Source organism: Candidatus Thiodiazotropha sp. AKAK2, assembly GCF_058244685.1.
The window spans coordinates 38,430-62,418 of sequence record NZ_JBSYOP010000036.1; the positions used below are offsets into that span (position 1 = coordinate 38,430).

At 51.3% G+C, this 23,989-nt stretch carries 27 protein-coding genes and 1 tRNA gene; 11 read left to right on the forward strand and 17 right to left on the reverse strand.

Annotated elements, in window-relative coordinates:
* Window positions 1-7: 7 nt before the first annotated feature.
* Both AC4IE8_RS18255 and AC4IE8_RS18260 read right to left on the reverse strand, forming a co-directional pair.
* The gene (locus AC4IE8_RS18255; protein ID WP_490791659.1) at window positions 8-985 is read right to left on the reverse strand and encodes a D-cysteine desulfhydrase family protein; all 978 of its coding nucleotides are present in this window, start codon (window positions 983-985) and stop codon (window positions 8-10) included.
* Between the two features lie 101 nt (window positions 986-1,086).
* The gene (locus AC4IE8_RS18260; protein WP_490791660.1) at window positions 1,087-2,040 is read right to left on the reverse strand and encodes an acetoin utilization protein AcuC; all 954 of its coding nucleotides are present in this window, start codon (window positions 2,038-2,040) and stop codon (window positions 1,087-1,089) included.
* A 631-nt stretch (window positions 2,041-2,671) separates the two neighbouring features.
* On the opposite strand from AC4IE8_RS18260, the gene AC4IE8_RS18265 reads away from it, so the two are divergent.
* Together AC4IE8_RS18265 and AC4IE8_RS18270 are read left to right on the forward strand one after the other, a co-directional pair.
* Window positions 2,672-3,676, forward strand: coding sequence for a helix-turn-helix transcriptional regulator (locus tag AC4IE8_RS18265; protein ID WP_490791661.1), 1,005 nt, complete (start codon window positions 2,672-2,674; stop codon window positions 3,674-3,676).
* A 178-nt stretch (window positions 3,677-3,854) separates the two neighbouring features.
* A complete protein-coding gene (locus AC4IE8_RS18270) occupies window positions 3,855-4,403 on the forward strand; it encodes a YbhB/YbcL family Raf kinase inhibitor-like protein (protein ID WP_068988005.1) in 549 nt (182 codons plus the stop codon).
* Between the two features lie 494 nt (window positions 4,404-4,897).
* Here the strand turns inward: AC4IE8_RS18270 and AC4IE8_RS18275 are convergent, their stop codons facing one another.
* On the reverse strand, window positions 4,898-5,725 hold the full coding sequence (locus tag AC4IE8_RS18275; protein WP_490791662.1) for a DUF4437 domain-containing protein: 828 nt from the start codon (window positions 5,723-5,725) through the stop codon (window positions 4,898-4,900).
* Between the two features lie 137 nt (window positions 5,726-5,862).
* Between AC4IE8_RS18275 and AC4IE8_RS18280 the strand changes: the two genes are divergently transcribed.
* Window positions 5,863-6,780 (forward strand): hypothetical protein, encoded by a 918-nt coding sequence (locus tag AC4IE8_RS18280; RefSeq protein WP_490791663.1) that lies wholly within the window; start codon window positions 5,863-5,865, stop codon window positions 6,778-6,780.
* A 98-nt stretch (window positions 6,781-6,878) separates the two neighbouring features.
* Here the strand turns inward: AC4IE8_RS18280 and AC4IE8_RS18285 are convergent, their stop codons facing one another.
* The 3 genes from AC4IE8_RS18285 to AC4IE8_RS18295 form a co-directional block, all read right to left on the reverse strand.
* Window positions 6,879-7,250 carry a hypothetical protein gene (locus tag AC4IE8_RS18285; RefSeq protein ID WP_490791664.1) on the reverse strand — a complete coding sequence of 124 codons (372 nt, stop codon included), beginning with the start codon at window positions 7,248-7,250 and terminating at the stop codon, window positions 6,879-6,881.
* Between the two features lie 372 nt (window positions 7,251-7,622).
* Window positions 7,623-8,168: a PEP-CTERM sorting domain-containing protein gene (locus AC4IE8_RS18290; protein WP_490791665.1), complete on the reverse strand. Its 546-nt coding sequence runs from the start codon at window positions 8,166-8,168 to the stop codon at window positions 7,623-7,625.
* Between the two features lie 485 nt (window positions 8,169-8,653).
* A complete protein-coding gene (locus tag AC4IE8_RS18295) occupies window positions 8,654-9,694 on the reverse strand; it encodes a GlxA family transcriptional regulator (protein ID WP_068988001.1) in 1,041 nt (346 codons plus the stop codon).
* A gap of 105 nt (window positions 9,695-9,799) precedes the next feature.
* On the opposite strand from AC4IE8_RS18295, the gene AC4IE8_RS18300 reads away from it, so the two are divergent.
* Window positions 9,800-10,684 (forward strand): alpha/beta fold hydrolase, encoded by an 885-nt coding sequence (locus tag AC4IE8_RS18300; protein ID WP_068988000.1) that lies wholly within the window; start codon window positions 9,800-9,802, stop codon window positions 10,682-10,684.
* Window positions 10,685-10,799: 115 nt separating this feature from the next.
* Here AC4IE8_RS18300 and flgE read toward each other — a convergent pair whose 3' ends face one another.
* The 6 genes from flgE to AC4IE8_RS18330 all read right to left on the reverse strand — a co-directional run bounded on the left by flgE (window position 10,800) and on the right by AC4IE8_RS18330 (window position 15,679).
* Window positions 10,800-12,074, reverse strand: coding sequence for a flagellar hook protein FlgE (gene flgE / locus AC4IE8_RS18305; protein WP_068987999.1), 1,275 nt, complete (start codon window positions 12,072-12,074; stop codon window positions 10,800-10,802).
* A gap of 60 nt (window positions 12,075-12,134) precedes the next feature.
* Complete coding sequence (locus AC4IE8_RS18310) at window positions 12,135-12,815, reverse strand: flagellar hook assembly protein FlgD (RefSeq protein WP_068987998.1); 681 nt, start codon at window positions 12,813-12,815, stop codon at window positions 12,135-12,137.
* 10 nt (window positions 12,816-12,825) lie between these two features.
* Complete coding sequence (flgC, locus tag AC4IE8_RS18315; RefSeq protein ID WP_068987997.1) at window positions 12,826-13,239, reverse strand: flagellar basal body rod protein FlgC; 414 nt, start codon at window positions 13,237-13,239, stop codon at window positions 12,826-12,828.
* Window positions 13,240-13,241: 2 nt separating this feature from the next.
* Entirely contained in the window at window positions 13,242-13,631 is a 390-nt protein-coding gene (flgB, locus tag AC4IE8_RS18320) for a flagellar basal body rod protein FlgB (protein WP_068988589.1), read from the reverse strand.
* A 259-nt stretch (window positions 13,632-13,890) separates the two neighbouring features.
* Window positions 13,891-14,724, reverse strand: coding sequence for a CheR family methyltransferase (locus AC4IE8_RS18325; protein WP_068987996.1), 834 nt, complete (start codon window positions 14,722-14,724; stop codon window positions 13,891-13,893).
* Between the two features lie 37 nt (window positions 14,725-14,761).
* Window positions 14,762-15,679: a chemotaxis protein CheV gene (locus AC4IE8_RS18330; protein WP_068987995.1), complete on the reverse strand. Its 918-nt coding sequence runs from the start codon at window positions 15,677-15,679 to the stop codon at window positions 14,762-14,764.
* 148 nt (window positions 15,680-15,827) lie between these two features.
* Between AC4IE8_RS18330 and flgA the strand changes: the two genes are divergently transcribed.
* The 4 genes from flgA to AC4IE8_RS18350 all read left to right on the forward strand — a co-directional run bounded on the left by flgA (window position 15,828) and on the right by AC4IE8_RS18350 (window position 18,203).
* The gene (gene flgA / locus AC4IE8_RS18335) at window positions 15,828-16,541 is read left to right on the forward strand and encodes a flagellar basal body P-ring formation chaperone FlgA (RefSeq protein ID WP_068987994.1); all 714 of its coding nucleotides are present in this window, start codon (window positions 15,828-15,830) and stop codon (window positions 16,539-16,541) included.
* Window positions 16,542-16,644: 103 nt separating this feature from the next.
* Window positions 16,645-16,959, forward strand: coding sequence for a flagellar biosynthesis anti-sigma factor FlgM (gene flgM / locus AC4IE8_RS18340; RefSeq protein ID WP_068987993.1), 315 nt, complete (start codon window positions 16,645-16,647; stop codon window positions 16,957-16,959).
* Window positions 16,960-16,977: 18 nt separating this feature from the next.
* Window positions 16,978-17,460: a flagella synthesis protein FlgN gene (locus AC4IE8_RS18345; RefSeq protein WP_068987992.1), complete on the forward strand. Its 483-nt coding sequence runs from the start codon at window positions 16,978-16,980 to the stop codon at window positions 17,458-17,460.
* A 203-nt stretch (window positions 17,461-17,663) separates the two neighbouring features.
* A complete protein-coding gene (locus tag AC4IE8_RS18350; RefSeq protein WP_490791666.1) occupies window positions 17,664-18,203 on the forward strand; it encodes a hypothetical protein in 540 nt (179 codons plus the stop codon).
* A 26-nt stretch (window positions 18,204-18,229) separates the two neighbouring features.
* On the opposite strand, the gene AC4IE8_RS18355 is transcribed toward AC4IE8_RS18350, so the two are convergent.
* The 3 genes from AC4IE8_RS18355 to arsS are packed head-to-tail and all read right to left on the reverse strand — an operon-like array spanning window position 18,230 to window position 20,558.
* On the reverse strand, window positions 18,230-18,853 hold the full coding sequence (locus tag AC4IE8_RS18355; protein WP_068987990.1) for a TIGR04282 family arsenosugar biosynthesis glycosyltransferase: 624 nt from the start codon (window positions 18,851-18,853) through the stop codon (window positions 18,230-18,232).
* A gap of 6 nt (window positions 18,854-18,859) precedes the next feature.
* Window positions 18,860-19,549 (reverse strand): TIGR04283 family arsenosugar biosynthesis glycosyltransferase, encoded by a 690-nt coding sequence (locus AC4IE8_RS18360; RefSeq protein WP_490791667.1) that lies wholly within the window; start codon window positions 19,547-19,549, stop codon window positions 18,860-18,862.
* Between the two features lie 43 nt (window positions 19,550-19,592).
* Window positions 19,593-20,558 carry an arsenosugar biosynthesis radical SAM (seleno)protein ArsS gene (arsS, locus tag AC4IE8_RS18365; RefSeq protein ID WP_490791668.1) on the reverse strand — a complete coding sequence of 322 codons (966 nt, stop codon included), beginning with the start codon at window positions 20,556-20,558 and terminating at the stop codon, window positions 19,593-19,595.
* A gap of 464 nt (window positions 20,559-21,022) precedes the next feature.
* On the opposite strand from arsS, the gene AC4IE8_RS18370 reads away from it, so the two are divergent.
* Window positions 21,023-21,099 (forward strand) — tRNA-Arg (locus AC4IE8_RS18370).
* A gap of 37 nt (window positions 21,100-21,136) precedes the next feature.
* Here the strand turns inward: AC4IE8_RS18370 and AC4IE8_RS18375 are convergent.
* Complete coding sequence (locus AC4IE8_RS18375) at window positions 21,137-22,303, reverse strand: IS481 family transposase (RefSeq protein WP_490791669.1); 1,167 nt, start codon at window positions 22,301-22,303, stop codon at window positions 21,137-21,139.
* Between the two features lie 147 nt (window positions 22,304-22,450).
* Between AC4IE8_RS18375 and AC4IE8_RS18380 the strand changes: the two genes are divergently transcribed.
* Both AC4IE8_RS18380 and AC4IE8_RS18385 read left to right on the forward strand, forming a co-directional pair.
* On the forward strand, window positions 22,451-22,900 hold the full coding sequence (locus AC4IE8_RS18380; protein ID WP_490791670.1) for a thermonuclease family protein: 450 nt from the start codon (window positions 22,451-22,453) through the stop codon (window positions 22,898-22,900).
* Window positions 22,901-22,969: 69 nt separating this feature from the next.
* Window positions 22,970-23,242, forward strand: a complete 273-nt coding sequence (locus AC4IE8_RS18385) for a DUF2934 domain-containing protein (RefSeq protein WP_068987987.1) — start codon at window positions 22,970-22,972, stop codon at window positions 23,240-23,242.
* Window positions 23,243-23,255: 13 nt separating this feature from the next.
* Here AC4IE8_RS18385 and AC4IE8_RS18390 read toward each other — a convergent pair whose 3' ends face one another.
* A complete protein-coding gene (locus tag AC4IE8_RS18390; protein ID WP_490791671.1) occupies window positions 23,256-23,513 on the reverse strand; it encodes a hypothetical protein in 258 nt (85 codons plus the stop codon).
* Window positions 23,514-23,989: the final 476 nt, after the last annotated feature.

Genomic DNA, 23,989 nt, shown 5'->3' on the forward strand with positions numbered 1-23,989 from the left:
CCCCGGCCTAAAGGGAGTCTGCATAGGCGAACAGTGCAGGAATCCCGCCGGTATGCCAAAAAAGGACTTTATCTGTTTTGCTGAATTCACCGCCACGGATCATATCGATCAAACCACCCATCGCCCTGCCTGTATAGACCGGATCGAGCAGAATGGCTTCATTTTCAGCCATCAAAGAGATCGCCTCTCTTTCCAGTTCACCAATTACCCCATATCCCTCTCCGACATAATCCCCGTTGAGGATCAGATCTTGAGTCGTGAAACGGTGGTTACTGTTGATAGAGAGACTGGTTCTGTTTGCCAGATCGATAATGAAATCATCGAAAGGGATCGTGTTGTTTTCACCTTTGTCGATGTTGATGCCGATCAAACGATACGCCTTATGCAACAAAACCCTGCCCAGCATCATACCGGCATGCGTGCCACCGGAGCTCGAAGCAAAAACGATGTGGGTGATTGCCGAAGTATCCAACTGCATCTCCAGTTCCGCCATGGCGTGGACAAAACCATAAGCGCCAATTTCATTCGAGCCACCATAGGGAATCATGTAGGGTTGGCTGCCCTCTCTCTTCAACGCTTCAACAATCTCAGGAATATCCTCACCTTTGCGATGAGCGCCACGCCAATGCACACGGGAACCAAACAGCTTATCCAGCATAAGATTGCCGTTTGCCGTGTCGGGTGGTTCGCCACCAAGTACTAGATGACACGCCTTATGCAGTAGAGCGGCTGCGGCAGCCGTTTGCCGACAGTGGTTTGACTGTGCAGCGCCAGCCGTTACCACAGTATCGCAACCCTTGCTTATCGCATCGTAAAACAGATACTCAAGTTTTCGAGTTTTATTGCCTCCGAGCGCCAAACCGCTCAGGTCATCCCGCTTCTTGAATATTTCCGGGCCGTTCAGAAGTGAACTGAGACGACTGAGCTTGGTGATGGGTGTAGGAAAAAGCCCAAGATTGACTTTGGAGGGAGATGTAATACTCATACAGAGATTATTGCCAGCAATGCGGATGAAATATTATTGTTCATGGACCCCGGGTTCCGAGAGTAAGCCCAAATCTGATCCTATGAAATGATAGTTAACTGTTAACCCGACTCCACCATCGCGTTGACCACATCGTTCCAGGCCAGCGCAAGATTGGTCCGATTGTAGCCTCCCCCACCCAAAGCGATAAAGCGCCCTTGGCAAAACTCATTGGCGAGTCGACTTAAACTGGCTGCTGCATGGGCGTGGGCAGCCGGTGTAAAAGCCATGTGAGTGATGGGATCCCCTTCAACGCTATCCGCACCTGCCTGAAGAATGATCAGTTCAGGTTTGGCCTGTCGAACAAACTCCTCAACCATCGGCCAAACCTTGTGGAACATCTCATCATCCGCCAATGGCGGGAGCGGCAGGTTGAGTTTACGCCCTTTCCCCGCCCCTTTGCCTCTCTCCTCAACAGCACCGGTACCAGGATAGAGAAAGCGACCATCCTCATGAATATCGGCAAAGATCAGATCCGGGTCGGACTCGAATGCGTAGAAGACGCCATCGCCATGGTGGGCATCGATATCCACATAGGCGATACGACTGATTCCCTGGGTCAGGCGCAGATTCTCGATCATCACACCCGCATCATTGAAGACACAGAAGCCTGCAGCGGAATCACGCTTGGCATGATGCAGCCCGGCGATCGGTACAAACACCTTGGGGTGATCCCCGGAAAGCATCTGATTCATACCAGCCAATACCGACCCAACCACCGTGGTGGCAGCCTCATATACCCCAGCAAACGCAGGGGTATCACCCTGATCCAGATAGCCTCCACCTGCGGCAGATTGTCGTTTTACAAGATTAATGTAACTCTCTGTATGGAAGGCAAGTAGTGGTGTGTCATCACACTGTTGAGGCGTTGCGATGGTTACCTGCTTATCCAGACCTCGTTTCACTGTCTCCTGCCAGAACGCCTCGATCCGGTCAGGGCCGAAGGGATGCCCATCGCCAAACCCATACCGACCGAGTGACTCGCCATAATAGATGGTTACCGGGTTTTTGCTCATGGATCACTATCCTCGACCTCTACGTAAACCTAATTTAGCGCATTCTGTGGATAACGTTTGCTCCAGTTTCATCACGCTTGTAGTGGTTGGTTTTAAAAGTGATCGAATACGATACAAAGATAACTGACTTAAATGTATTTTGTGTATGCCGGCTTCCACACACCTGAATATGCATAATCTGGAAATCGTATCGTTAGCAATGGAATAACCCAAAGTTCGACAATTCTGTGTGACTGATCGATTTTTGATCGTGAGAATGAAATACACAGATCGTAAATTGAACTATGTCGACTGTCAGATCACAGTGGCGCTGGTGGACAGAAACGCAATCAAAGTGGGAGACTCTGATGACGCCAGTTTTTAACCACCTCAATCTATCATTGTTGACACCCTGGCGATCAAACAGAATATACAACCTCAGCACGGCTTCAGATGCCGATCAAACCACAATCGGACTTTGGCTCTTCTACCTGATTGTTCGCCGTAATGCGACGTTGATTGGGAGATTTTGTCTATGTCGCCATGCTGGCAGAATAAATCATGTTTAATAACAGTTATTCTGTAGCCGATTTACTGTCATACTTTGCTACAGATCAACAAGCCATTCCGGGTTAGCTTGATAGGAGACATGATGTCCGGACAGCCTGAACACAAGCAGAATCAAGATCAGCTTCAAGATTACTTGAGTCATCACCGGAATTCAGCTGGATCATCATCCACGGCAGATCCCCGTATCACAGAGCCCAGTCAGCCGGCTCGTCGACTTCTGGGGGGTATTCGCGACACTCTGTTAAACCACCTCGACGCTGATTCGCAACACACCCCACTCGGCGGTGTAGGTGTTTTTCACTGCAGACAGGCACAGGCTCTACGCAATGTCCCCATTCACCAGCCCCTCATCGTGTTGGTGGTAAGCGGGCGCAAGATCATTGCCTTGGGTGAACGACGGATTGAGGTCCTACCTGGCGAGCTGTTGCTGCTCCCCGGTGGCGCTAGCGTAGAAGTCGGCAACCACCCCGATCATCAGGGAAGACCCTATCTCGGCCTTGCCATGGCATTTTCCCAGGAGAGCATTGCACAATTCAGGCGCAGTTATGGCTCGGAAATTCCAGCTGATACCCAACCATTATGGAATGTATCAGCACCCATGGACCTGGTAGCCGCCATGGCCCAATGGGTTGAATGGTGTATCCGCCACCCGGTTGATCCTACCCTGGCCAGACACCGTCAGGTCGAGATCCTGATGTTACTGGCACGCACCGGTGTTGCCGGCAATCTCCTGCTCGACCGTGAGGCCAGTTGGCACGCACGGGTTGCCCAACTTATTACGCTTGATCCTGCACGGGATTGGAGTGCCGGAGAGGTCTGTCGCCGGCTTGGCATCGGCGAATCAACACTGCGCCGACGTCTCAGCGAAGAAGGGATTGGCTTCCGAGAGGTGCTGGAAGAGAGCCGTATGGTGGCCGCCCTCGCCCTCCTCCAGGAGACCTTCTGGCCAGTGGGTCAGATTGCCGAAGCTGTAGGCTATAGCTCCCACTCCCGTTTCAGTGAACGATTCAAACGTCGCTTCGGCCTCTCTCCCATAGAGCTGAAAAAGACCCGTGTGAGCGATGAAGAGCAGAAATCGAGCGCTTGAGGCGAATCTGCCCGCACAAGATCCCTATCCTGATAGTGTCAGTTAATTTTTTGACGTTACTGGCAGTCGCGTAAGCCGGAAAAAGGCCCACGCATCAATGGATATCAATGTCTGCGATATCCAGTAGCTGTCCGACTGACTGATAATAACTGTTATTTTACGCTTGCAGGAGACCTCCATGCCTTCATACAAACTGCTTATAGCAGCCATGACCTTAACATTATCTCCATTGGCACAGGGTTTTGAGCTCACCAGCACCGACATCGAAGCCGGTAAACCAATGCCCAAAGCTCAGGAATATCAAGGTTTCGGCTGTAATGGTGGAAACACCTCGCCTCAACTAACTTGGCACAACGCACCGAAAGGCACGAAAAGCTTTGCCGTTACGGCCTATGACCCGGACGCCCCTACCGGTAGTGGCTGGTGGCACTGGATCGCCTACAACATACCACTAAAAGTAAAGGAGCTGCCGTCGGGCACAGGCAATCCCAGATCTGAGTACGGTGTGCCCGGCATGGTCCAGCACCGCACCGATTATGGTTCAGCGGGGTTTGGCGGCGCCTGCCCACCAAAGGGTGACAAGGCTCACCGTTACCAATTCAGAGTATTTGCTTTGGATGTGAAACAACTGGAAATTTCACCTGAAAGTTCGGCCGCATTGGTAGGTTACATGCTCAATAGCCACAAACTTGGGGTTGCTGAATTGGAAGCGCTCTACCAGCGTTAAACCTCGTTAGGCATCCTTTCATGAATGTAAATTTGGGTCTGGATGCCCATTTACTGAAAGTGATTGGAGTGGCTGCTGTAATAGAGTGCGCGGACAATCAACATCCAAAAGTCGATCACAGCCATCATGCACAAAAAACAGGCGGTAGCCTTTATTCGTAACGGTAAACAACGTGGACATTTCATTGCGGCGCCACTAACTTTCAGTCTAACCCACACAGATCTTAAAGCCCCTCTCCCTTTACGGGAGAGGGGTTGGGGAGAGGGTGTACGCGAAGCGTTTCATGTGAGTGAAAGACAGCAGCTTTGATCCCCTGCTGCACGAGTTTTTTTATGACTCAACGCCCAATCTGCAAGAGAAGCTAAAGACAATTCATCAGTTAACTACATAAGCTTCGAAGTTAACGGGACAGCTGTGTGGACATAGATACCAATACAGCCCTTTACCTTATGACTGATTAAAGAGTTAAGATAGACCTGTTCGCCCGATAGACACTACTTCGGAACAATTTCGTACTTACCGTTTGTATGTATATAAATGAGGCTCTCTTCACCCGCCGTGGTTGAGAGTTGATGTGTCGAAGCTCCCTTGGAGCCGAAATAACTACCTGGAAGCAGGTGTTTTAGCTCAGCTTCACTAACCCGATATTGAGCAACACCCTTTATCACAACGGCGCGAAATAGTGATCCACTGCTTTTTATACTGCCTTCAAATCCAGCTGGTAATTTAACATAAGTACCATTGGCCTGACCCGCTTTCAGGCTACCCCAAAGATAGGCAACCTTAGGTCCGTCAGAGGAGAGCGCACCCCCTTTGGGATCAACCCAAACGATATTCGACGCAACCACATTAATCGGCCTCTCCCCAGCGTCAAATGCCTTCTCAACCGGCAGGACCAGGTAGGGCCCTCTCTCTATTTCAACCAATGCAATATTGGTACTACCCTTGGCTGAGGTGATGTGCACCTCACCTTTTGGCTGAGTCCAGAAGGAACCGGCAGGCATCCACATATCCGCCGCATCAGGATCATCGTTATGGATTGTTCCACTTATGACCACAGCTCTGTAGGTGACGTTATGAATGTGAGGCGGCGACGAGAATCCATCCACAAACTTGGCAAGAAAGCCAGTTGGCACACTCCCTTTCCGGTCTCCCCAGAGTGTTCCCGCTTGAGGGCTTTTGTCTCCACGGGCAGGATTTAACTGTTCCCAGTTGATCTCGGACGCCAAAACCAACTGATTGACAGGCTCCGCAACGACCTGTGTGTTAAAGCAGATCGTGATCATAGCGCTTAAAAATGCAGGTAACGAAAAAGATCTCATATCACCTATTCCCCCGAGCCTTTATCTCTCAATATTAGTCATTCATATCTGAATCAACAAATCCTACTAAAATAATCTATTATGTTGTCACTCACTTGGTGGATATCATCTGATTGAAAAAATAAATAGCGATCAACATGAATGACGAGATTCCAGAAAACGGCACTATGAAAGTCATCGACGGGGTGGAGCGAATTTTCTACGACGGCTATTGGATCAAGCGCTACCATGCACCGGTGGACAACCTGTCTGACAAAAAACTGCTGATTCAATCCCTCACCCGCCGTTTATTCAACCATATGGAGCATGGAATCAATATCCCTGGACGCCTGCTTGACAAGGTTCGAACCGATTACGAGATTGAATCAGACCCCAGGAAGAAGCGGGTAAGAGGCGCAATGTTGGCAGGTGCTCTGTTCAATCGCGCAGCGGATATCTTTAAGCAACTGGTCGAACTTGAAGCCTGTGGTGTTCATATAAAACCCGATAATGAGTTGATGCGCACCTGCGGAGAGTGCCTGCAGGAGGCACTGGAGCTCGGCAAGCTGGCCCGCCATCGAAATGGCGATGCAGGAATCGATGAGTTATGGGGTGAACCTTTTAAAGCCTTCGTTATGTCGATCGAGGATTTCTACCAATCCCGCTATGTGAAGATAGCACTCACCATGCAGAATATCGATGAAGTCGCCGAACACATGGTCGGATGCCTGCGGAACAACCACGGACTTCAGGAGATGGAATCGATGATCAGACACTATGCCTGTATGGCGCGAAGAAAGTGTGAGATTCTCAGAACCGATCCCGATATTTTTGACGCTTGGGTAGAGTTCGTCGTAGCTGGAGAAGCAATAACACGCCACACAGCAGAACAAGCAGAATCAAAAACCGGAAATGACATTTTGGATGAATTCGATGCCCGTTACATGCTGGAACAGGGAGTTGAACTGATCGCAGACATCACCCGAGCGAGAACATCGATGCCAAGCAGCACTCAGCAGTACTTATCTTTGTGTGAGCAGTTCAATAGCCGAAAACCCAGAAATGCATTTAATTGATTTAACTCCTTTATTCAGCTTAGCAATCGATAAGAGGTGGAATTCTCGATCTAAGGTTCTTATAAAGCCACAGATAGATAGTCGGCAAGAGATCGTTGTTAAACCTGGTTATGGTATTCTGTAACACTTTTAATTGAGATCCAATTTATCCCTACCATTAGCGATACAATCAGAATACCAAGCCACTCAAAACCACTTATCATCCCAACATCAAGAGTAAGAACAATCTGTGCAACGAACATAGTTACAGCTATATACTTCGTCATTTGCACTACGCTTTTATCAGTTTTTGTCCAAGCTAGCGACAATAAATAAATTGTTATTAATCCATAGCCAAATGCCATTGTAGCGGAAATTAATGGTAGTGTTGGTAACTGTTCAACCTGCAACATCATCAAGCCGTAAAAGACGTATATTCCCGATACGATAAAACTTAAAATACTCCAAAGGATAATTACCGGCTTACTCATATTTCACCACATTTAGAGAAAGTACTTACACCACAAGAACCGTTTCTTATTCTTTTGATGGTTGACACTGAATGTTAGACAGTGTCATTTTCCCGTAAATCAGACTTGAAGAATAGCTCACGGGCTGACTCTCTTGAGTCAGTAGGGCTAGCATCAAACATCCACCCTCCCCATACGTCCTCAGGCTTATCGATAACCTTGTTGGAGATTCCTATCACGGTTTTTTAACAAACTTAAATAATAACTAAAAGATAGTTAACTCTGGGGGCCAAATACACTTAGTCTGTTGTATATCCTTGCCACCGTAGCTTGCAAAAAAAATCCAGCTTCGGGAGAAGCTGGATTTCCAAAACCGTAGCTAAGGAGTTTTGGTTAAGCTTGCTTGCGCCGACGGGATCTGTAGGCCAATCCAGCCAAACCGACACCAAACAGCGCCAAAGTCGAAGGCTCAGGCACTTTTTTCGTCACTGCAACCGCATCGAGGAAATTGCCTACAGTGCCTGCCGTCGGGGTGATTGAGGTAAAGGTCAATGTAATTTCACTACCAGTACCCAAAAAGCTATCCGCAAAGAAGTTCCATTGGCCGGTCACATGGTCATCAACGAGCTGATCCAGGATAGTGCCGCTGTCATCTTCCAAAGTGACCCGAAAGGCTTCCGAGCTATTCCGTCTGGCACGATAGGCGAAGCTGATGTCATACACGTTAGACAATTCGGAATCGAAAGACTGGTAAATACTCCAGGCGGTTCCATCGTAGGCATGGGCATTCAGTTCACCATGCTGGCTGCCTTCGTAAGAATCAACACCCAGAAAGCCGGAGGCCCAGACTTCAATATTGTCACCCTGCCAACCCCCTGTGGGATCCGCTCCATAGGTCCAGCCACTGGTAATACCGGGTGACTCAAAACCACCGTTCACAATCAAATTACTGTGAGCAAACCCACTAACAGTTAGCAGACAAACTGCAGCAACTATTTGAGATCGATTCATTCTGTGAGTACCTATAATAACGATTGTTCGATATCCAGATACTAGCAAATATGCTGCCACTATTTATAACTCACTGTATTTACAGGCAACACCACATAAAAATAGGAATTTAACTACTAAATTAAATCAAATTTAAACAAACCATCACTAGAGTGTAAAAAACTCCGACACTAAACGAGTGTTAGCAATCAACACACTACATTGCATCTTTGCACCCATATTTTGTGAGTTCAGACAAAGGATTTTTTTACTTCACAATAGGCGAAATCTCGCAAATAACCATCAGTGGAGATAACACTACTATGGCGCCTATCATTCTGATAGCTAACAAAAAATTGTCGATGAATAAATTTGTATATGTACCATTTCAGTGAATCATTGCAAACCAGCTGGTGGCGCTGGAAACCATCCGGTCAGGCACGCTTCTGAAACCTGTGCATCGGGGTCGACCTCCCAGTCTGACGTCTGCTTCTAAAACGCTTTCGATATTCGCCCATGGTCATGCCGATGCTGCGCTTGAACAGACGTCTGAAGGAACTGACGTCTGTATAACCCACGCTATTGGCTACGCTTTCGTGAGACTTGCCAGTACTCTCAAGCAGCCACTTTGCCCGGTCGATCCTTAGGTTTTGTAAACAGGCATTGGGTCCCTGACCCGTTGCGCTTTTAAATCGCCGGATCAGTGTCCTGTCACTGACATTCAGGTGTGCGGCGAGTTCAGGAACCGGCTGTGGATCACTCAGATTCTTCTGCATCAGTTCATGGGCCTTGGTAACCACCGGGTCATCATATTTACGCACACTGCTGACCCGGAAGGCGGCCTGCGAGTGTCGACTGCTGTCGAGCAACAGGTAACGGGCGGTCAAATGGGCAACCCGGCTATGGCTGAAACGCCGAATGACTTCCAGCATCAAGTCCTGATAGGAGGTGGATGCACCAGCACTGAGAATGGAACCCGCGGCCACCAGCAACTCGCTGCTGTCCAGCCGGATATCCGGATATCTGGCCGCAAAAAGGCCTTCCACGGGCCAGCCAGTGGTGGCTTGCTTGTCCTGTAGTAAACCGGCTTCAGCAACGAAAAAACTGCCGGTGCAACTGCTGGTGATCAGGCTCTTCCCGGCGGCGCGCTTGGCCAGCCAATCGATCAGCGGTCGGTTGTTTTCTAGGATGTTGACCAGGCGGGTTTCATCGATGACAGACATTCCGGGAATGTAGACCACATCCACATGGCGTATTCCCTTTAAGCTGCAATCCACCGCCTGCAGCATGCCATTGCCTGTTTTCACCGGCAGGCCTGACACGGAAACCACTTTCCACTCGAAACGGGGCAGTTGCTGTTTACCCATCGCCTCACTGATTCTGTTGGCTGCGTAGAGCATATCGATGGAACCGGCAATGGCCGAGGCCATGCACTCTTCTATCACGACTATGGCAACGGTTACGGCTGTTTTCATGATGGCGAATATAGCATTAAAGATGTCATTTATGACTCTTACTGACACCCTAGTCCAGGGCTATATTTTTTTCAACACCGGCAATCTGCCCTGAGGAGAACGAAGATGCCCCTATCGACCACACAAGCCATATCCGCACCAAGCAAGCGCAAAAACATGCACAAACGCACACCGATTCAGTGCGCCTTCTCCGCCCTGACACGGGTATCTCCCTATCTGGCCGGGCGACTGGCCACATTCTTCTGGTATCGCACCCAGCATCGTTCCGTGACTCTTGATGAGCAACGGGTATTGGCGCGGGCCAGCACTGAAGTCAGAAGATTTGGCACCAAGTCTGTCTGCATCTATCGATGGGGCGAGGGTGCGCCCGTGTTGCTGACACACGGGTGGAACGGCAATGCCGGGCAGATGGCCTCGCTGGTGGAGGCGCTGGTGGGTCAGGGCTTCCAGGTCACTGCATTTGATGCGCCTGGACATGGTCAATCTTCAGGTAACAGTACAGACATCCTTGAAATCAGTGGTGTTATCACTCAACTACTGCAAGAGTCCGGGGAAGATACGGCCGTAGTCGCCCACTCTTTTGGTGGCATGTGCACTCTGCATGCAATCGCAAACGGTGCCCGGGCCAGCTCTGTGGTCTGTATTTCACCACCCAAGGACGTCACTACCCTATTGCAGCAGTTTATTAAAATCCTGGGAATGAATACTGCGGTAGTCAATCAAGTGAAGCGCCGTCTTGAGCAACGATTTGGTGAAGAGATGTGGTCCAGGTTATCCCTACCGGAATGGGTTCGAGCTGCCGAACTTCCAGGCTTGATCATTCATGACTCGCGGGATCGATATATCCCGGTTTCCAATGCTAGAGCGGTACACGCCGCCTGGACGGGCAGTGAACTCCAGATAACCAGGGGGCTCGGTCATATGCGCATCTTGCAGAATACCGAGGTTATCAACAGCGTTGAGCGTTTCTTGCTAAAACCTGGTCAGTAAATCAGGGAGTGGTGATTGCCAGGAACTCAGTGGGACTGCCCAACCCTAGGTGTGATCAGAGTAGGGTACGGAATGCCGCACCCTACGAATCTTGAGAGTCAATCAGAAGTCATGACTATCTGATATTGATGACGGTCTGGGTTACCGCATCCGCTGTGGTGATCACCTGCGCATTCGCCTGGAAGTTACGTTGTGCCGTGATCAGGTTGACCAACTGTTTGGCCAAATCCACATTGGAATTCTCCAGCGCACCGGACTGGATCAGTCCATAACTGCTGGTACCGGCCTCACCAATCTGCACATCACCCGAGGCGAAGGATTCCGCCCAGTTGGTATCGCCGATCTGACGCAGACCCTGGGTGTTGGAAAAACGCGCCAGGGCAATCTTACCCAGAGGCTCTGATTGTCCGTTGGTAAAACGGGCGAATACAATGCCGGAATCATCCACATCCACACCACTCAGTCGGCCTGAGGTGAAACCATCCTGGGAGAGTTCGTTAACGGCAAATCCAGAACCGAATTGTGAGGTGGCACTGTAGTTGAAGGTCATACCACTGATATCGGCCGCACCACCGCCTGGGTTGAAATCGTCGATAACAACATTACCCAGGGCATCCACATCACCGGTGCTGACGGCCAGGGCGCCACTGTTGGTGAACTGGATATCGGCAAAGGTGTTACCACCCACCGTGACATTGTTACCATCGACGAAACTGAAGGCATTCCACTGGTTATCCGCCACTTTGACATAGAACATGGTTGCAGTATGCGCGGTACCCAGTGAGTCGTAGATGGTGGTTGCGGTTGAGTGGTTGTAACTCAATGGATCGGGTGGAAAGGTAAAGGTCGCCGCAGTCGGATCCAGGGCGACGGCAGGCGGCTGCTCGGAAGCACTCAGATTCAGGGTTGCGTCGATGCTTGAGGTGGTTTGCGGTGTACCCGAAACCACCGGCAGGTTGAGGTCGACAGTTGAACCGGTGTTGAACAGGCTGCCGGTTGTTCCGATACGCGGAAAGATCTGCAGCCTGGATCCGGCCTGGTCAACCACGTTACCATCACGATCCACGGAGAATGCCCCGGCCCTGGAGTAGGAACGATCACCAGCTGAGTCTTCCATCACGAAGAAGCCTTCACCATTGATTGCCATATCCAGATTGTTGGAGGTGAACTCGGTACTGCCCTGGGAGAACTGCTGGGCAACCCGGGTCACCCGCACACCACGACCTGGCACCGAACTGCTCACATCGCTGATCGAGTTGGCATAGATATCTGCAAACTCGGCGCGGGATTGTTTAAAACCAACGGTACTGGCGTTTGCGATATTGTGTCCGGTAACTTCCAGATCGGTGGAAGCTGCATCCAGACCACTCAGTGCGATACGAAATGCCATCTTTTTTCTCCTGTCTATTCACTGAATGGACACCGCCCATCCAATCTAAAAACCTTTTGTTTATTGAATCTGTACCACGTCATTCATGGAGACCTGCCCCAGGCCGTCCAGGTTGAGCTGGATACCGCCTGAACCACCCAGATTGACGCTCTCCACCTGGGCCGATACCAGTACGGTGGGGGCCATCTCGGCATCATCGACGCTGGCAGTGGCGGTAATCTGGTAGAAGCCGTCACCCGCATAGTGACCGGCATCGTCATAGCCGTCCCAGCTGAAGGAGAGGTTACCCGCCTCATGGGTACCAAGCGGCAGCTCACGTACCAGTTCGCCGGTACTGTTGGTAACCCGGAGGGTGATGTTGCTGGCCGAGGCCGGCAGTACCAGACTGCCCTGTACGGTCTCGCCTTCGTTCAATACACCCACATTACTCTCAACCAGCACATCCCGACCGACCAGACTGGCTGCCTGCAAGGCCTGGTTGGAAGTCAATGCGCCACGCAGATCATTAAACGAGTCATTCAGATCCCCAATCCCCGATACGGTGGCAAATTGAGAGACCTGGGTGGCCATCTCGGAGTTCTCCATCGGCTTGAAAGGATCCTGATGGGTCAGCTCGGTGACCAGTAGATTCATGAAGTCTTCCAGGCCGAGTTGTCCCTGTTCGGACTGATTGGTCTCTGGCTCTCTGACCAGGCCGATGTCTTCATATTGGTTGTAGGCGGAAACGATGCCGGTTGTCATAACGGTCTCCTTATTGACCCATGCGCAGGGTGGCAAGCAACAACTGCTTGGCGGAATTCGCCACTTCCACATTGCTCTGATAAGAACGGGAGGCTGAGAGCATGTTGGCCATCTCTTCAACCATATTGACGTTGGAACGGAAGATATAACCCTCTTCGTTGGCCAGCGGATGATCCGGTGCATGCTCCTGAATCAACGGTGCATCACTCTCCACCACACCGGCCATGCGGACACCATGGGCAACCGCATCCGGATTGAACTGATCGAGCATGGTCTGAAACACCGGCTGTCTGGCACGATAGGTCTCATCGAGACTGCTGCTTACCGCATCCGCATTGGCCATGTTGCTGGCCACCAGATTCATGCGCAGTGTCTGGGCGCCCATGCCGGTTGCTGCCGTATCAAATATCTTGAAGATGGACATGACTATTCACCCTTCAGCGCTTTACGAAGACCACTGATCTTGCTGTTGACGAAATTGAGACTGGTCTGATATTCGATGGCATTGGTACCGAAGGCCGCATGCTCACGCTCACTATTCACCGTATTGCCATCCAGTGAAGGCTGACTCGGCACCCGGTAGAGCAGCTGTGCCGGTGGCACGGTTCCTGACTCTGCCTGGATATGGCCGCTGCTGGTGGTGGCCATTCGCATGCCGTCGCCCATCTGCTGTTGCAGCATCGCTTTGAAGTCGATATCCCTCGCCTTGTAACCCGGGGTGTCGGCATTGGCCAGATTGGCGGATAGGATCTCCGCTCTCTGGGAGCGCAGAACCAGGGCCCGCTCATGTATGCCGAAGAGGTTGTCGAAGTCCATCAGATGCTCCACTGGATAAAATGACTCACTGAGCAAGTAGCAGGGAGCATGCCAATTGCTTTAACTGGCTGAAACAGTGGGTGATTGCTGGGTTGAACGAGCGCGCGTACAGCCTACCGACCTGTGCGACGGCAAGCGACTGCCGCAAAACGGCAAGCTTTGCCGTTGGATTGAGGAACCGGATAGGATGAAAACAGCGGACTAGCGTTTGGCAGGAGAGCGTTTGCGAGAGACGCCGATAGACATCGGCCTGTTGAGCCTAGTCTTTCAGTCGGTAGGAGATGCCGCCATGCCCAACTTTCATCTCGAACCGATTGGTCAGCTGATTGATCGATTCGGTGGAACCAAGAAACAGATAGCCGCCGGGGTTGAGGATATCCGCCATCCGTTCAACGATGTCTTTTTTCAGTTCGTTTGAAAAATAGATCAATACATTACGGCAGAAGATCACATCAAAGCGCCCCATGGGGTGGAAGCTGTCGGCCAGATTCATCGGCTTGAAATTGACCCGCCGTTTGATCTCTGGCTTCACTTCCAGGCAATCCCCTTTCGGATTGAAAAAGCGCTGCCGCTGTTCCTGGGTCAACCCCCGTTCAACCGCCAGGCCGCAATAGACCCCCGCCCGGGCTTCATCGAGGATCTTGCTGGAGATGTCGGTGGCTTGAATCTGAACCTGACGGCCCCGTCCTTTCGCCGCCTGGTACTCATCCGCAATCATACTGATGTTGTAGGGTTCCTGGCCGCTGGAACAGGCGGCGGACCAGATTCGGATGGAACCACTCATCTGTTGATTCAGATCCGGTAGGATGGTCTCCTTTAGCAGGATATAGTGGCCGATATCTCGAAACCAGAAGGTCTCATTGGTGGTCATGGCGTCGATGACCTTTACCTTCAGGCGTGAGTGAATGGGTGATTTGATCTGCTTCAGCAGTTCACCAAGGGTGGCAATGCCCGCCTCTTTCATCACACTGTTCAAACGACTCGAGACCAGATACTCCTTGCCGTTTCCCAGCAGAATACCGCAGGCCTGCTGGAGAAAATCCTTAAAAGCATCATAGTCAGCAGACGAAATGGCCGCGTGTCGATTGTACATAGTAGAAATTGTTATTTTATGCCTAGGTGTTTAATTTTTATGAAATTTCTTTCATTCGTTTGGTTACGGTACCAACCAACTCATCGGGCATGAACTTGGCAAGGAACTGATTTGCTCCAACCTTTTTCACCATACTCTCATTAAACACACCACTCAGTGAAGAGTGAAGGATCACATACAGATCGGAAAGCTTGGGATTATCACGAATGGCGCTCACCAGGGAGTATCCATCCATCTTCGGCATTTCGATATCCGAGATAACCATCGCCAGCCAATCACTCACCTTACCCTCTTCAGACCAGGCTTCAAGGTGCGTCAGAGCATCTTTGCCATCTTTCGCCAGAATGGTTTCAAGGCCAATCTCTTCGAGCACCTTTTTGATCTGATTGCGGGCCACCATGGAGTCGTCCACCACCAACACTTTGTAGGCCTCCAGGTCAGCCCCTTCGGTATCGATCGGTTTGGTGATCTCTTCATCGATACCCAGCACTTCACTCAATACCTTCTCAACATCGATGATCTCAACCAGGGTCCCCTCGATCTCGGTAACCGCTGTCATATAGCTGTTGCGGCCCACCCCTTGCGGGGGCGGCAGAATGTCTTCCCAGTGGGTGTTGACGATACGCTCCACACTGCCCACCAGAAATGCCAGCAGACGGCGATTGTATTCCGTAATGATGATGAAATAGTCCGTGGCATTGCCCATTTTGGGTCCGCCGATGGCATGACAGAGATCCATCACCGGGATGTTATTTCCCCTCAGCGAGGCCACACCACGGATATTCTCATGGGCTCTTGGCAATGCGGTCAGGGGAGGACACTGCACAACCTCCTTCACTTTGAACACATTAATGCCAAAAACCTGACGCCCCGCAAGACGAAACAGCAAGAGTTCAAGACGGTTTTGTCCGGCCAGTTTTGTCCTTTGGTCAACACTGTCTAACATTGACGCCATGGTTTGCCACCTTCAAATATGCAGTTTTCGCTGAAGTACAGTAATAAGTATGGCGGCTTGTCAGCGTTGACCTTTAGGCCAGGTTCAATGATCGTTCTTTTCGGCACATTGTTTGCATAATTACAATGGAAGCGCATGGAGAAACCGAATGATCAACCCTTTCACACTTGGCTCTACACTGCTGCTCGGACTGCTACTATCCGGCAGCTTATCGGGCCAGCCACTGGAAAGCGAACACCACGCCCACCAGGCGATCGCGAAGGCTGCCAAAGCGTACCTGGAGACAACACTGGTCCAGGATACGGCAGGGGCGAGTGTAAAAATCACCCCATTGGACCACCGCCTCAAGCTGGCCCGCTGCGAAGCGCCGCTGGAAGCGTTCAGTCCACCAGGCGGGGTCAAACTGGGCCGCACAACCGTGGGGGTCCGCTGTCAGACACCCAGTCCCTGGTCAATCTATATCTCTGCCAATGTCTCCATTGAGGCACCGGTGGTCGTTGCGGTTCGCGACCTGCCCCGGGGACAGGCGATCACCACCAAGGACCTGAAAATCAAAGTCTCTGATACCAGTCACCTGCTGCGAGGCTATTTCGAGACCGTCGAAGAAGTTACCGGTCAGACTTCGAAGCGCACCATTCGCCGGGGCCAGGTGGTCACACCATCCATGCTGGTGGTGAGAAAAACGGTCAAACGTGGCGATCCGGTTACCATTGTGGCCGGTGCCGGTGGCATCCAGGTACGGATGCAGGGGAAAGCCATGAAACAGGGTAATCCTGGTGATCTGATAACCGTTATGAACACCAAATCGAAAAAGCAGGTAGAGGCCAGAGTGGTATCAAAGGGTTTGGTGATGGTCGACTGAGGTATACAATCCAAACAATCAGGTGAAAAAAAACTGAAATCATGATTGGAATATTCCCTGCCCGTGGCAGAATAGTCCAGATCCGGGAAACTGAGGTATCGCGATGCCCATTCAAATCAACAGTCTTTCAAGTCGTAGCCTGAAAGGTACGGGTAAAAGCGGCAAAGCAAAAGGCAGCGGCAAGGCCCAAGGTGGCAAAGCGGCAACCGCCGCTTCAACCACAGGTGGAGGTGACAGCCTGAATATCACGGGGGATGCAGGCAAACTTCAGGAGCTCGAAGGACGCATTGCCAATATGCCGATCGTCGATGCGCAGAAAGTTGAAGCCGTGCAGCAGGCACTGGCCAATGGCAGCTTTACCATCGATCCCCAGACCTGCGCCGACAAAATGTTGGCGATGGAACTTTCACTGCACTAAGGCCTACTCACACTCATCATGATCAATCCACAACAGCAGATGAGCTTCGTCAGAATCGTACAGATAGAAGCCGAACTTTCACAGCAGCTACTCAACCTGCTGCGCCAGGAGTTTGAACTGCTGAAATCCTCACCATCGAAAAAGCTGGAAGAGCTGCTGGGACAAAAGCAACAGCAACTGCAGCAGATTGAACAGAGCGTGTTACAGCACAACCAGCTGCTCGGCTCCCTGGGTTTCACCCCGGACCGTAAAGGAACAGAGGCGTTTATTCAGCAATGTCCTGACAATGCAGCGCTGCAGGAGCAGTGGAATCAACTCACATCCCGGCTTGAGGCGTGCCAGAAGCAGAATGAGATCAATGGCGGAGCCGTTCAGCTCAACCAGCATCAGGTTGCCCACGCCCTGGATGTTCTGAGGGGATTTGCAAACAGCGACAAGACCTATGGGCCAGAGGGGGAATCCAGGCCTACCAGCAGTTCCAAATCCCTGGGAAAGGCCTAGGGCCTGTTAACACTAATCCAATGCGCCTTGCTGGACACAAAAACAGACCCAGCAGGGCGCATTGGATTAGTGTTAACAGGCCCTAAAACATTGCACTGGCCTGGTGTGGCGTATAAAGTGCACTGTGTTGGTAAGTTTTTTATAGGTATCACCAGGGTAAGTTAGGTTGGCCTGGCCGCTTCACCTGAAGTGATTGAACAGTGATGATGACAAAACACAATCTCTATCGCCTGCTCTCTCTTTTCGCCCTTCTGCTGTTCATATCCGATGCCTTTGCCATCGAACTGAGGCACAGCTTCACCTTCACTGGCACCGGCGGTGAAACCGGGAACGGTTCTTTCACCTGGGATGACACGGTTGTCGCCGATGGCAATCCGCTGCCCCTGGGCAACATTATTTCCGGTTCCCTGACCATCACCGGCGGCGCTACCCCTGGCGGATCACAGACTTTCACGCTAGCTGACTGGACCAATGTGATCTTCACCAACACACCCAATTTCGCCGGTGATTTGAACATTGCTGGGAACAATGGTGTTGCCACACTGACAACCCTGATTCCCTATACGGCACTGGCCTCCGATGGCGGCGCCTGGACGACCACCCTGACATTCATTCCGGGGGCGACCACGATGGCCAACCCGATTGCAGTACCGCTCCTGGATCTGCCGGCACTGATCCTTATTGTGTTGCTGATCGCTATGACCGGGCTCTGGCAGATCAAACGTCACCGCGCGGTAAACTGATACGGCTCAGCAGGTTTCCACACCATTCAGTTCAGTGGAATACCCAGAGTCTCGAGTTGCGCCAAATCTTCGGCTCGATCGAGGTCCCAGAGCAATGGCAATTCCCGCCAACGCCACCCCAGCTGTTGCATAGCCTCCCGGGTGGTTTCGGCCACATCGGCCTCCCCCCAGTGATGGTCTTTAAACAGAGCCCGGGGTGTTGATTTCAACCCCAACAGCACATATCCCCCATCCTGAGCTGGCCCCAATACCCCATCGTGTGATTCCAACCAGGCGAAGGCCTGTTGCAGGTGGACCGGAGTCAATGCCGGACAATCGACCCCAATCAGGACGACCTGCCGATAGCTTTGCAAGGCGCTGTGGGCGGCATGCATCATACGTTCACCCAGATCCTCACCCTGCTGTAAAAAGAGACTCAGAGCCGGTGTGTTGACCCACTGTTGGATCAGAGGATGGTCGATTGAAGGTGTAAGCCAAAGTTGGATTGAGTAATCCGTCTCAGCTGTCAGCCAGGCAAGTTGACGATCCAACAGTCGGCAATAGAGTTCGGCTGCCCTCTCGGCACCCAGTTCCGGTATCAGTCTGGTTTTCACCTTGCCCGTTTCGGGTAGCTTGGAGAAGATGAGCACAGCTCTGGATGGCTTGGTCATCGGAGGTCAGTGTCTATGATTGCGATAATAATCCGCCAGTCGTTGCGGACTGACACCCAGCCAATAGGCGAGACGCAATCCCCACATCAACAGGATTGTCGGTAAAATTCCAGCAGACTCCCAGCGACGGCTCGAGGTGATCAGCTGTTGGTGCAAACAGCGGGGTGAAGCATGCCGTTTCAAGCGTTTGCTGATCTCCACATCCTCCATCAGCGGTTGTTGTGGAAATCCACCAATCCTTCGGAAGAGTGCCCGATGGACAAATATACCCTGATCCCCGGTTGCGATACCGCTCATCCTCGATCGCCAGTTCATCATCCGTTCAACCACCCGTAAAAGGGGATGACTGCCACTGAGGCGGATATCGAATCGCCCCCATAGTGACGCATCGACCGGCGGTACGAGCATCGGTTTCTCTGAACCCGGCGTGAGCTGCGTATCTGCATGAAGAAACCAGAGCAGCTCCCCCGTTGCGACCGCTGCACCGCAATTCATCTGTTGTGCCCGACCAGGCTGTGTCACCAGCAGGTGGTCGACCCAGCCCTGTAGGGATTGATCCGGCGCCGGCTCACTTCCCCCGTCCACCAGAATCAATTCGTGTCCCTGTTGACGCAGGTACTGCAGCGTCTGCAGCAGATCGATCAGCACCTCTCCCTCATTGAGGCAGGGAATCACTATGCTGAGTTGTGCCGACACGGCTGCTCTATTCTCCTTGAATCTTCAACCATGGGTGGATCTGTCAATCCCCCAATGCCCCTCCGCAACTGCTACCCTGCCCGGCCGTACAGCCATAACAGTGCTCTGCCACCTGGATATCAAAGCCATGGAGATCCAATTCAAACAGATCACGCAAGTGTGGTTTGAAAGAGTTGTCAGTCTTCAGATGGATCTTCAGCATCTGATTGAAGTCGCAGTCGTAGAGATAACCCTGCCAGTCGACACTCAACAGGGTTCGGCACATCACACTCTGTAGATTGTCGGCCTGGTAGGCACCGCGCAACAGTGTCATATATTCACCGAACTGCCCTTTCGACTGCAGCAGGCTGCCGAATCGCTGGATCGGCATATTGGTGATAGTGAACAGTTGATTGAAGTGGACGCCAAAGCGTTGTTCCAGCTCCCGTTGGTAATCCGCCTGCAGTGGTTCTTGCGGAGGAGGCAGAGAAGGCCCCTGGGGATTGTAGACCAGGTTCAGGGTAAGCTTGCTGTCACTCAGACCATAGCCCAGGCTGTTGAGTTTCTTCAGCGACTTGATGCTTTGGCCATAACTCCCTTTGCCCCGTTGTTGATCCACATTCTCTTCCAGGTAACAGGGCAGAGAGGCGACCACCTCAACCTGATGTGCTGCAAGAAATTCAGGTAGATCCTGATACCCCTCCTGCTGCATGATCACCAGATTACTTCGGTCGATCACATGCACATCCATCGCTCGCGCCTGCTCTACCAGGTAACGAAAGTGGGGATTCATCTCCGGAGCACCACCGGTCAGGTCGAGACGCTTCAGTCCGTGGCTGCGGAGAAACCTGAGTACATCATCCACTGTCTCCCGACTCATCAACTCGGTACGCTTGGGCCCCGCATTGACATGACAATGCACACAGGAGAGATTGCAGAGAAAGCCCAGATTGACCTGCAGGGTCTCCAGCCTCTCCCGCTGAATATTCGGGAAGGTCGAAGGATGGAGTAGATGGACTGTATCTAACATGTTTAATCACCGCTTTTATATTTCTTTCTCCAATAGACCGCTGGAACGACCATCAGTGCTATCAGTTTTATACGTATCATTTTCCGGTTTGGATGCAATTTTAACGGAAATTCTTGAAATTCCACCCTCAATGTTGCCATGGATTGTCTCTACAGAAGGGTTTACCAGAACCTGCTATCGATCAGCAAGTAGATTAGGCAAGGTTATGTGGAGCGATGGTTTGGCAGTTTAAAAACCGAGCAAAACAGCGTACCATTTTGCCTCCCATACAGGGAAATACTAACCCAGGCCTTATCGATTCTGACAAAGCAACCTGTCAGCAGATTTTGCTAAAATGACGGCTAACCTGTGTAAGACAACTCCTGACATGGGATGGGCTATTGCCTTTGAGCCGCCGAAACACCTGAGCAGCTCTAGTAGCCTAAATATCTGGATACTTAATGCCTGGTTAGCAATCAGCATATGCCCTCGTAGCTCAGCAGGATAGAGCAATCGCCTCCTAAGCGATAGGTCACAGGTTCGACTCCTGTCGAGGGCGCCATAACACCGAGGTGCTTACCGGTCACATAGGTAACACTTTATTCCGAGGACATAGGTAACAGTTTTGGAGCAAATGGGTTGTACCCCACAGGCTCCACTCGGTTTACCTCTGTATCAAAAAAGCCTAGATCATAGTCCATGAAGCTGACAAGCCAGACCTCGTCAGCGATCTCTCTAATCCCAATATATTGCCCGGCGAACACGGTACTTAGGTTGATCTTGCGTCGGCCAATACAGATTCGGCCGCACTGAGTCACCAGAATTGTGCGGTCGTGAAACGGGTAGTCGGGTACTTCCGGGAGCTGGTATTCTCGGGCAGAAGGTGTATACACTTCGCCTGGATAGCGTCCACCCAGAGCTTGATGGGGGCGTTCATGGTTGTATACCTCAATAAACGTATCGAAACGGCCCTGCTGTTGAAGAAAATTAAAGCTGGGCGGTTTGGTTGCTTCATTCTTGAGGGTCAAGTGCATCCGCTCGTGGCGACCGTTCTGCTGAGGGTGGCCCGGCTTGATGCGTTCAATCGCAATGCCGAGACGCAGCCACCAGACGGCGAGTCGGCTCAAGCCAAACAGAGCATGGGGCGAGGCAAATGGCACACCGTTGTCGGTTCGGATCGCCGTGGGCAGGCCGAACTCCCGAAACACCCGCTCAAAAACGGGAAAAGCTCCGGTTTCCTGAGTGGATTCCAGAGCTTCGCAAGCCAGCAGATAGCGTGAGCGGTAGTCTGTGATTGTTAATGGATAGCAGTACTTGCGATTACCCAGGCGGAACTGACCCTTGTAATCGGAACACCACAACTCGTTGGGAGAGCGGGCATCACTCAACACTGTCCCTTGGACCTTGTGGCGACGGTGCTTACGTCGCTTCACCAAGCCATGGCGGTCCAGCGTGGCGTGAATGGTGCTGATCGCCGGTGGCTTGATCATGGGGTATTGTTTGATCAGCTTTTCTCGAATCTTGGGCGCACCCCAACTGGTGTGTTCCCGCTTGACCCTCAGAATGGCCGTCTCCACCTGGAAGGGTAACTTGTTGGGGTGCCGATAAGGGCTCCTGGCCCTGTCCTCTAATCCCCTGAGACCGAAGTCCTTGTAGCGATTGTAGATTTTGTAGCCTGTCTTACGGGAGATACCAAACTCCCGGCAAACGACAGACATCTTTTCACCATCGAGCAGACGGGCAACAAATCGGAGGCGTTCGTTCATAAGATTACACTCTTTCCAGGGCATCTGAGGTCCCCCTCAAATGCTAAATTGTGTAACCTATGTCCCCGGAATATTCTGTAACCTATGTGTCAGGAAGGGCACGAGGGACACACTGTTGCAACACTGGCATCAATACGAGTCAATCGAATGAGACATACCCAGCTAATTCAGATTGCGCTTATCTCCGTCTGCCTGATGATCGGCCAAACCAGCCATGCCGCCTCCATCCAAGGACAGGTCACTGGCGTCGACAGTGGCGAACTGATTCAGATTAAAACTTCAGATGGTCGCTATCGACAGGTAAAACTGACCGCTATTCATATTCCCACGCACTCCAGAATCTGGACTGTCAATGCCAAACGGCATTTGGCCATGCTCCTGGCGGGGCGCATCGTCACAGTGGAATACCAAAAGCTTACAGCAAAGGGTGTTATACTCGGATTAGTAAGGCATGGTGGTGCGGATGTCGCATTGCAGATGCTGAAAGCCGGTCTGGCACGTGTATCCATTGGGGACCCACTCAACCCGCAAACGCTCGGGGTTTACCAGGCCTATGAAACCCGGGCCAGAAACAGAGGAATGGGACTCTGGCAATAATGCCGTCTGTCATTAACCCGGCGACTCGGTATGTATTGGGGAAATCAGCTTCAGAGAGGAGGCCAGTCCATGGGGAAAAAATCAAAAAAAACAAAAGACGGTCTTGATGACAAGGTAAAAGAGAAGAAGACCAAGAAGGCAAAAAAAACCAAACGTAGCGAACCACTGCTGGAGAGCAGGCCCAACCCGATCGATCCAAGCTTAAGGTACCAGATGATCGAAACAGCAGCCTATTATATCGCTGAAAAGCACGGCTTCGACCCGCGTAAATCGATTGAGGACTGGGCTCAGGCAGAGCAGGAGATCGATGCCAAGCTGAACGAAGAGGAACAGAACCGCTGAATTTGCCGATTGGTTAAGACTTGTCAGCACTCTTCTTGGACTTGGACTTACCCTTCTTCTTCGAAGAAGACTTGGACTCTTTTTTTCGTAGCCTTTTCAAATTCTCACAAAGTGCCGTCTCCAGCGCCTTGTAGACTTTCAATTGAGCGGCCTGATAACGGGTGTCCGGCTCTCCGACCAATTCAAGACGGGCGCCAAAATAGGCCAGATCCGCCTCCAGGGAGATCGGATTAAGATTGACCCTCAGTTTGTTGCTATCTTGGTCTGGCAATCTCTCAGTCTCTGCTCAGTTATCCACTTGAAAGGCTGATACTCTGTACGTTATTCGGCACCCTGAGCACCATACACCATTATCTTTATTAATATAGATCATTGGATCACGCTATTATCATCAGGTTTATTTATAACATTAAGCGTCTGTAAAATCCGAAACCCTATTAATTGGATCCAGCTTAACACAGACTTTTTGTTATCCTGCCAAGCCAGGAAATGGTGCTCCCTATTTTGACACAAGCTTGCTGAATTTTTCACAAAATCTGTTATCAAACAAATAGATTCAGTTAACAGAGGTCAATATAGACAATCATAGATGAAGTTTATTCAGTGCTGGCGATCGAATCCAATGGAGATCACCGATGGCAGTTTTTCAAAACCTGATGTGGTGATAGTGAATGACCAAGCCCCTGTTACTTCGACTCTAAAAAATCTAAATCCAGCCATCTTGGAGCAGTTTGGGCAGGTGGTAAC